This window comes from Nostoc sp. ChiQUE01b, from assembly GCF_034531255.1.
Classification (GTDB): domain Bacteria; phylum Cyanobacteriota; class Cyanobacteriia; order Cyanobacteriales; family Nostocaceae; genus Nostoc.
In genome coordinates, this window is the sequence record NZ_JAVRBM010000102.1 from 19962 (window position 1) to 27741 (window position 7780).

9 protein-coding genes are annotated in these 7780 nt (G+C 38.0%); 6 read left to right on the forward strand and 3 right to left on the reverse strand.

Annotation, left to right across the window (positions count from 1 at the left end; all coding sequences use genetic code 11):
• Positions 1-212: 212 nt before the first annotated feature.
• Both RMY63_RS36480 and RMY63_RS36485 read left to right on the forward strand, forming a co-directional pair.
• A complete protein-coding gene (locus RMY63_RS36480; RefSeq protein WP_322733368.1) occupies positions 213-890 on the forward strand; it encodes a class I SAM-dependent methyltransferase in 678 nt (225 codons plus the stop codon).
• Between the two features lie 104 nt (positions 891-994).
• A complete protein-coding gene (locus tag RMY63_RS36485; protein ID WP_322733369.1) occupies positions 995-1474 on the forward strand; it encodes a GNAT family protein in 480 nt (159 codons plus the stop codon).
• Positions 1475-1782: 308 nt separating this feature from the next.
• Here RMY63_RS36485 and RMY63_RS36490 read toward each other — a convergent pair whose 3' ends face one another.
• Positions 1783-2400 (reverse strand): hypothetical protein, encoded by a 618-nt coding sequence (locus RMY63_RS36490; protein WP_322733370.1) that lies wholly within the window; start codon positions 2398-2400, stop codon positions 1783-1785.
• 156 nt (positions 2401-2556) lie between these two features.
• Between RMY63_RS36490 and RMY63_RS36495 the strand changes: the two genes are divergently transcribed.
• Positions 2557-3312 (forward strand): TspO/MBR family protein, encoded by a 756-nt coding sequence (locus tag RMY63_RS36495; RefSeq protein WP_322733371.1) that lies wholly within the window; start codon positions 2557-2559, stop codon positions 3310-3312.
• Positions 3313-3476: 164 nt separating this feature from the next.
• Here the strand turns inward: RMY63_RS36495 and RMY63_RS36500 are convergent, their stop codons facing one another.
• Positions 3477-3815, reverse strand: coding sequence for a hypothetical protein (locus RMY63_RS36500; RefSeq protein ID WP_322733372.1), 339 nt, complete (start codon positions 3813-3815; stop codon positions 3477-3479).
• Between the two features lie 198 nt (positions 3816-4013).
• Between RMY63_RS36500 and RMY63_RS36505 the strand changes: the two genes are divergently transcribed.
• The gene (locus tag RMY63_RS36505; RefSeq protein WP_322733373.1) at positions 4014-5924 is read left to right on the forward strand and encodes a M48 family metallopeptidase; all 1911 of its coding nucleotides are present in this window, start codon (positions 4014-4016) and stop codon (positions 5922-5924) included.
• Positions 5925-6203: 279 nt separating this feature from the next.
• Entirely contained in the window at positions 6204-7088 is an 885-nt protein-coding gene (gene rsmH, locus RMY63_RS36510; protein WP_322733374.1) for a 16S rRNA (cytosine(1402)-N(4))-methyltransferase RsmH, read from the forward strand.
• 3 nt (positions 7089-7091) lie between these two features.
• On the opposite strand, the gene RMY63_RS36515 is transcribed toward rsmH, so the two are convergent.
• A complete protein-coding gene (locus RMY63_RS36515; protein WP_322733375.1) occupies positions 7092-7316 on the reverse strand; it encodes a DUF6887 family protein in 225 nt (74 codons plus the stop codon).
• Positions 7317-7488: 172 nt separating this feature from the next.
• On the opposite strand from RMY63_RS36515, the gene RMY63_RS36520 reads away from it, so the two are divergent.
• Entirely contained in the window at positions 7489-7695 is a 207-nt protein-coding gene (locus tag RMY63_RS36520) for a glycogen debranching protein (RefSeq protein ID WP_322733376.1), read from the forward strand.
• Positions 7696-7780 lie beyond the last annotated feature (85 nt).

Consider the following 7780-nt stretch of genomic DNA (forward strand, 5'->3'; position numbering starts at 1 on the left):
TTTAATAAGTCAAGGATCTGAGCTTCTAGGGATTTGCAAATTAAATAGAATTACCAAAGCTATTTAATTGCACATAATATCACTCAAATTGCACAAGCGATCGCTCTTGGGCAAAACTGCGATTCTTGCAAATAGTCGAAATCCTGCATCTGGCTGCATTATCGTTTATGTTTTAAAGGAGAAGATTATTTGTATTATTTGAGCGGTGTTGTATGAACGAGAATGAAAAACGAATCCTTGACTCATGGCAGATGAATGCTAAATTATGGACACAAGCAATTCGTAATAAACAAATTGAAAGCCGTGCGATCGTCACAGATGCCGCTATAGTTAAAGTGATAACCCAACTTAATCCAAGAACATTCTTAGATATTGGATGCGGTGAAGGATGGTTGTCTCGACAGCTTTTTTCTTTAGGAATCGATGGTTGGGGTGTTGATTTTTGTACCGATCTCATTGAGACAGCAAAGGATAGTGGTGATTCTCGCTTTGTTGTCTGTTCGTACTCGGATCTTGCATCACAAAGATTTAGCACCATTAACTATTTTTGTTGCTTTATCTGCAACTTTTCAATTCTAGGCGAATGCGCTCTTGATGAGATTGCCAAGGCAGGTCATAGTCTGTTAGAAGACAAAGGCAAAATAATCATTCAAACACTTCATCCGATAATTGCTTGCGGTGACTTTACATACTCCAATGGGTGGCGCGAAACTTCATGGCAACCAAATGCAGATCGACCATTTTACCCTACTCCTTGGTATTTCAGAACCCTGGAATCATGGATCGACGAATTCCATGCTTTGAATTACCGATTGCTAAATTTATATGAGCCATCCGATCCTAAGACAAACAAACCGATTTCCATTATTTTTGTCTTTGAACGGAAGTAAAGTATTAAGAGGATTCACTGAAGGTAAATCGATATGAGTTCGACGAGTGGAAAAAGATATAAAAAACTATTGTATACCGACTGAATATAACAGAAACTTTTTTGATGATAAAATTACGATCTGCTAACCTAAACGATATAGACTTCATCTTTACTCAAGAAACCAGAGATGAATTTAAAGACCTTATCCTCTGCTGGAGCCGAGAAGAACACAGCAGAAACTTACACTCTGCTGACAAACATTATTTAATGATTGAAAATGCTTCAGGAGAAACGCAAGGCTACACTATTTTGTCTGGCTTACAATCACCGAACCGTAGTATTGAATTAACTCGAATTATCGTTGCTGAACCAGGACTAGGATACGGCAAGCGTGCGTTGCGAATGATCCTCAAAAAGGTTTTTGAAGAGTATAATGCTCATCGTTGTTGGTTAGATGTCTTTGAACACAATCAACGTGCTAGACATGTTTATCAGTCAGTCGGCTTTCAAGAGGAAGGAGTTTTGCGAGAAGCCTTGAGGCAAAAAGATAAGTATTCTTCATTAGTAATTATGTCTATACTTAAAAACGAATACTTCCAATAAATGTTCTTAAACTCGATATTATGCCTCTGCTGTGTGAAGTAGGCGAACATAAGTTCCGCCTTGCTGCCATAATTCCTCATGGGTGCCACGCTGCACAATTTTACCCTGTGGTCATAATGCCCTTGAGATTGATTATGCTCAGATCAAAAACAGTATTTCTAACACAGTTAAGCAAATTGTCGCTGACCTGAATTTGAGTGAATATACAGCAGAACTCAGAATTCGGAATAGGCTACGCCCCGCTGCGCTAACAGAATTCAGGAGTAAAACACGCTTTATACCTGGGTAACATACTTAGAAATAAGCTACTAACTACAATAAGCCAGACTGCTTAATCCAGGAGTATTTACTAAGTCAGTGTTGACCATCCAACCATTACCAGATAATTCTCCAGGGAAACTTCTGGAAAGGTCGATTTCTACCCAAATGTAATTTTCAGATTTGTATGACTTAACGATATTACCTGTAACCAAGTTCACAAATACAGTTGTGTTTGGATAAAGTGTTGTAATAAAAGGTTCTTTTGTACTTGGTTGGCGACGTATAGTTTCCTGTCGGACAATTTGCCGACATACACTGCCAATAGTAGGTTTACTCCATAAGTTTTGAGCGTTGTTATTCGTCTGACAAAATTTCAGCACAGCAGTTTGAATAAACCCTGAAGTCGGAGATTTAATTCTGACAAATCTATCTCCGCTAACTGGTATATATGCTAAAGTAATCCTTGTTTTTGCCGACAATATTCTGATAGCGTGGGATGATGCTGAAGGTTCTTTGAAAACTGGAGTATTTATTTTAGTTGCACGACAACTCGACTGTGAAGAATTAAAGGGAGCCTGTGTGATTTGAGCAAATACAGGTACACTCAGAGCAAACGTAGCAATATTTACTAGAGTAAAAATATACAATAACTTCTGAAATTCCACGTTTTTTCCTCAATATCACTTACGAAAGACTGTACATTAGATTCGTAACTTATAAACTCTGATGTTAAAAGAGACTACAAAAATCACTTTTAATTATTAGAATATCATATAATGACTTATTACTACTAATTACCAACTACGCACAATCTCTTAGTTATGAATCAATCCAATAATAGTGGAATAGTTGAACAGTTCGTTAATACAGTGATGGGGGTAAAACCTGGGAATAAACAACAGTATCTAAACACATCAATAGCTACTACACAAGAACTAGATGTCAGAGCAGCTTTAGTTTATATACTAGGGACTACACTACAAATATTAGTGATGATTCTCGTGTTACTAGGAATGGAAAAATTAGTATTTTTCATTGATAATAATTCTTCTTTTCCCAGTTGGTTTAGCACTTTATTGACTGGATTATTTTTTGCTCTATTAAGTATCCGTTCACGAATTTTTTCTCTTTTAGATAATACCCGTTCTCGTCAGACCTATGACCAGGTAATCAGACCAAGATGGTCTCCTCCACCTTTAGTATTTCCCATAGTTTGGATGATAATTGCTGTTTTGCGGGTAATTTCTTCTGTATTGGTTTGGCAGCAAATGAATCACCAGTTTTTAGTATTGCCTTTAATTTTGTTTGTGGTACATTTGGCTTTAGGGGATACTTGGAATACGATTTTTACTGTAGAACGAAGATTAGGTGCTGCTGTACCTGTAGTTATTTTAGGCCCTTGGTTATCTGCTGTAGTGGTGACGGCAATCTATTGGCAAACTAATCCTATAGCAGGAATGACTTTATCATTTTCTTGTGTGTGGTTAACTGTAGCTGCTGTCTTGGTATTTAGAATTTGGCAATTAAATGGATCTGAGCCATTGTATCCTTTAAAACTAACACCTGTGGATAAATAAATACCAAAAACTCACCTTGACATGAAAGCTAGGAAAAATATCACTTGACTTTTGATTACCACATTCAACATACATAAAAAACGGTAGAACAGTTAACAATCTACCGTTTTTTAAACTCTTTAAGGGAGTTAGCTTCTAAACCAATCTTATCTAAATCTTTTTTCTTAATCATAATGACAAGCATCGCCAAGTTCTAAATAGTGCCGAAAGTAACACCTTGTTGTTTGAGCCACTTCCGGTATGCTATAGAATAGCGATCGCTCGGTAAATGTACTTCTGCTTGCAAATCTAAAGGTAAGCGTCAGGGTTGCTGCGACTTGACAATGGCAACAGAAAATCTTTTGATAGACATGATCGTACCACTCAGAAAACGGAGCTATGTCTTGTTTTGGTGTTCCTAAACAAACCCAGAGCAGATCGTAACGCTCTTGAACTTGGTAAGTTTTAACACAAGCTTGGGTGGAAGGCGATTGTTCGGGATTAGCCGGAAGCTCGATATCCACTTAATTGAAGCATCGGATTTTTTTCACTTCATCGTGCTGTGACAAGGGGACAATGCCCAATGACGCCAGTTGCTTCAAGTCGGGCATTGCCCGCCCAACGCACTGGCTCCCCAATGCCTAACAACTTCTGGGTTTTTACGTAAGCTAGAGAGATATTGTGTCAGTTATATTACAGTTTTATAATGCTGATACATATTTATGACTTTCAATCAAGAGCGTTTTGATAAGCTAATTCAGAAGCTAGAAGTTTTTGCTAATAAACAACCGCATCTTTATAAATTGCACGTTGCTTTTTTGGCTACTTTGGGCTACGCATATATATTTTTGGTTCTAGCTGTAACATTGACTTTGCTGGTAGGTATTATCTTTTTGATGCTTAACGCTCATTCAGTTAATGCCTCCTCTTTGAAAGGTGTTCTGTTTTTGCTGGCGTTCGCATTGGTGTTAGTGCGATCGCTTTGGGTTTCTTTTCCCCCGCCTACAGGTTTATCACTACAATCTAAAGATGTACCCAATCTCTATTCTTTAACTAACGAAATCTCATCGAAGCTACAAGCTCCACGGTTTCACCACATCCTGCTGACCAACGATTTTAATGCAGGGGTTGTTCAAAGACCACGCTTAGGTTTGCTGGGATGGCAGCAAAATTACTTAATTGTCGGTCTACCGCTAATGTTAGCACTGCCACCCGAACAATTTCGTGCCGTTTTAGCCCATGAACTGGGACATTTATCAGGAAATCATAGCCGTTTTAGTGGTTGGATTTATCGCCAACGTCAAACTTGGTATCGCCTTGTTAAAGGATTACGACAAAGTGGAAATGAAGTATCATGGTTAATCTTTGAGCGCTTTTTGACATGGTATATCCCGTTTTTTAATGCCTATTCCTTTGTGTTGGCACGGATGAATGAATATGAAGCAGATAGATGTGCTGTTGATATCGCTGGAGAGCAAAATGCTGCTAAAACTTTGATGAATGTGGAAGTGAAAGCTAGATTTTTGGAAGATTATTTTTGGTCTAATGTTTATAAACAAGTACAGACAGAAATTGAGCCGCCAAAAATGACTTATGCAGCGATGCAAGAAGCTTTAAATCATAAAGTTTCTCCTGAAGAAGCAAGTATTTATTTCATGCAAGCATTAGCAGAAAAAACTAACAATGCTGATACTCATCCTTGCCTTGCAGATAGGCTAAAAGCATTAGGATACTTACCAAATGAGCAAAAAGAAGTTGCTATATCTACACCAATTCAAACCAGTGCCGCCCAAGAATTTTTAGGAAATAGGTTAGAAAAATTTATCGTACATTTTAGTCAAGCTTGGCGAGAAGAAATCGCAACACCTTGGCGACAAAAGTATGCTGAATCTCAACAATCAATAGCTACCTTAAAAGATTTGAATCAAAAATCGCAAAAACAACAGCTAACTTTAGAAGAAGCTAGTCAAAGAGCATTTTTGACATTGGAATTTGAGGGTGAAGAAGGGGTTATGCCACTATTAAAAGAAATTATTCATCGTGAAGCTAACCATGCATCAGCTAATTATTTACTAGGGCAAATATTATTAAACAAACAGGATGCAACCGGAATAGAATACATTGAGAAGGCAATAGCTCAAAATTCAAGTATAGTCATAGAAGGTTGTCAGATAATTTGCAGTTTTCTTAAACAACAAGGAAAAATCAATGAAGCAAAATCTTATCAAGAACGTGCTATAAATTATCATGAATTAATTTTGAAAGCACAGCAAGAGCGTTCAAATGTAGGAGAAAAGGATAAATTTGAATCTCATACTGTCTCAGATATAGAGGTTAATAAGCTTTGTCAGCAGTTTTCTCATCACCCGGATATAATAACTGCTTACTTGGTGCAAAAAAATATACAATTTTTTCCTGAAAAACCATTTTACGTTCTAGCTTTGAAGCGAAAAGTGAGCTTTTTAGAAGGTATTCAGGAACCCGATCACTCTAAACTTGTGAACAGCTTGTTACAGGAAAACGAATTTCTCGGTAATGTATTCATTTTTATTTTAAATAGCCATTTAAATATGGAGAAAAAACTCAAACGGATACCAAATTCGATGATTTACCAAAGGAAAGGTAAAAAATAGCACTACAGATGCTTAAAGCTCAACATCCAAAGCTGATACTGAGTGTTGAGCTTATGATATTTTCCTTTTGTATAGGACTCATATTTGATTGCGTGAAAAAAACTCAGTACACCTTTATTCTTTCTTCCCAGTCCCCAGTCTCTACGAGTAATTCACCGAATCAAATCAGATTGCTATATCTTTGTGGTTTAAAAACTATTTTTTAGCTATAAACCCGCAAAGACACAAAGAAAAGAATAGATAATTAAAGTTCATCTGTGGTTTTTTGTCCTAAGTCTCATGAATCGTCAGTTAGCTATCGAAGAACCGATATTTTCCCATCTACCAGTTTTACCGCAGGAAGTTATTGCAGGTCTAGCGGTATCTCCAGGAGGTCATTATCTTGATACGACGGTAGGCGGTGGAGGTCACAGCCGTTTGATTTTAGCAGCTGCGCCAGATGTGCGGGTAACGGCGATTGACCAAGATGAGGATGCTTTAGCAGCAGCGAGGAAAGAATTAGCTGAGTTTGGCGATCGCGTACAATTTATCTATAGCAATTTTGCTGACTACGAATTTCGCCCTAATACTTTCAACGGTATCCTCGCCGATTTGGGGGTGAGTTCTTACCATTTAGACCAAGCAGAAAGGGGTTTCAGCTTTCGCCAAGCTGCAAATTTGGATATGCGAATGGATCGAGGGCGATCGCTAACTGCTGCCGATGTAATTAATAATTGGGATGAGGCAGAATTAGCTGATATTTTCTTTAAGTATGGTGAAGAGAGATTATCGCGGCGCATTGCTCGTCGCATTGTCGAACGGCGACCGTTGCACACGACTACAGAATTAGCTGATGCGATCGCTTCTTCTGTTCCTCCAAAATACCGTTATGGTAGAATTCACCCCGCTACCCGGGTTTTTCAAGCTTTGCGAATTGTTGTTAACAATGAGTTAAAATCCCTAGAAACCTTTTTGGATAAAGCACCAAATGCCCTTGTCCCTGGTGGCAGAATTGCAATTATCAGTTTCCACAGTTTGGAAGATCGCCCAGTGAAGCATGGTTTAAGAAATTCACCTTTATTAAAAGTCTTGACAAAAAAGCCAATTATTGCATCAGAAGAGGAAATTAGTCAGAATCCGCGATCGCGATCGGCCAAGCTGAGGATAGCCCAAAAGCTACTGTAAGCCTTAAACTGCTCGATCTTGTGGCTCAGAACTGCTGCGAATACGCTCAATGAACTTAGGATAATTTTCTAAATCCTGTTCTGACTCTAACGGTGGCATTTCAATCCAATTACCTTCGACATGCAGCTTATCTACATAAGCACAGAAGGCTTCTTGATCTTCCCGATGAGCAAGAACATAATCATGTAACTCTTTCTGACTCATTGCATGAAAATTAGGCTTGCTCATCCTATGTATCTCCATTTACCGTTAAGTATATTTCTATGTAATTGTCAATTAGTAATCGGTAGTTAGGATTAGTTCATTATTTGTTACCGATTTTGCTCTAAAACTTTTGACTTTAATAGTATTCTAAAATGACAAATAGCTTTGTTCGCTACAGTTATTGAGGAAATATTCCATGACTATTTGGGTAAATGAGCAAATTGATCCGTCTGGGATGATTCATGCCTGTATTGCCACTTGTAATGAATCTCAAGCTAAAGATTGTCATGATTCTTTTGAGAATAATTTGACCGAGAGGCAAAAGGCAGCAGGTTGGGTGGCGCGATTGCGGACAGTCAATTCTTGGGATGAAGTGCCGGTAAATTCTTTAAAACTCAACTAATTGGGTGCTATAGAAATTAGACTGCATAGCTGAACGCGGATTTCTCACAAAATCTGAAAAAATGGGATCAAAAACTGCGACAATG

What these genes read in the sequence shown, in the direction of transcription:
- RMY63_RS36480 (WP_322733368.1), top strand. Translation starts at nt 213, where the DNA reads ATGAACGAGAATGAAAAACGAATCCTTGACTCATGGCAGATGAATGCT.
- RMY63_RS36485 (WP_322733369.1), top strand. Translation starts at nt 995, where the DNA reads ATGATAAAATTACGATCTGCTAACCTAAACGATATAGACTTCATCTTT.
- RMY63_RS36495 (WP_322733371.1), top strand. Translation starts at nt 2,557, where the DNA reads ATGAATCAATCCAATAATAGTGGAATAGTTGAACAGTTCGTTAATACA.
- RMY63_RS36505 (WP_322733373.1), top strand. Translation starts at nt 4,014, where the DNA reads ATGACTTTCAATCAAGAGCGTTTTGATAAGCTAATTCAGAAGCTAGAA.
- rsmH (WP_322733374.1), top strand. Translation starts at nt 6,204, where the DNA reads ATGAATCGTCAGTTAGCTATCGAAGAACCGATATTTTCCCATCTACCA.
- RMY63_RS36515 (WP_322733375.1), bottom strand. Translation starts at nt 7,316, where the DNA reads ATGAGCAAGCCTAATTTTCATGCAATGAGTCAGAAAGAGTTACATGAT.
- RMY63_RS36520 (WP_322733376.1), top strand. Translation starts at nt 7,489, where the DNA reads ATGACTATTTGGGTAAATGAGCAAATTGATCCGTCTGGGATGATTCAT.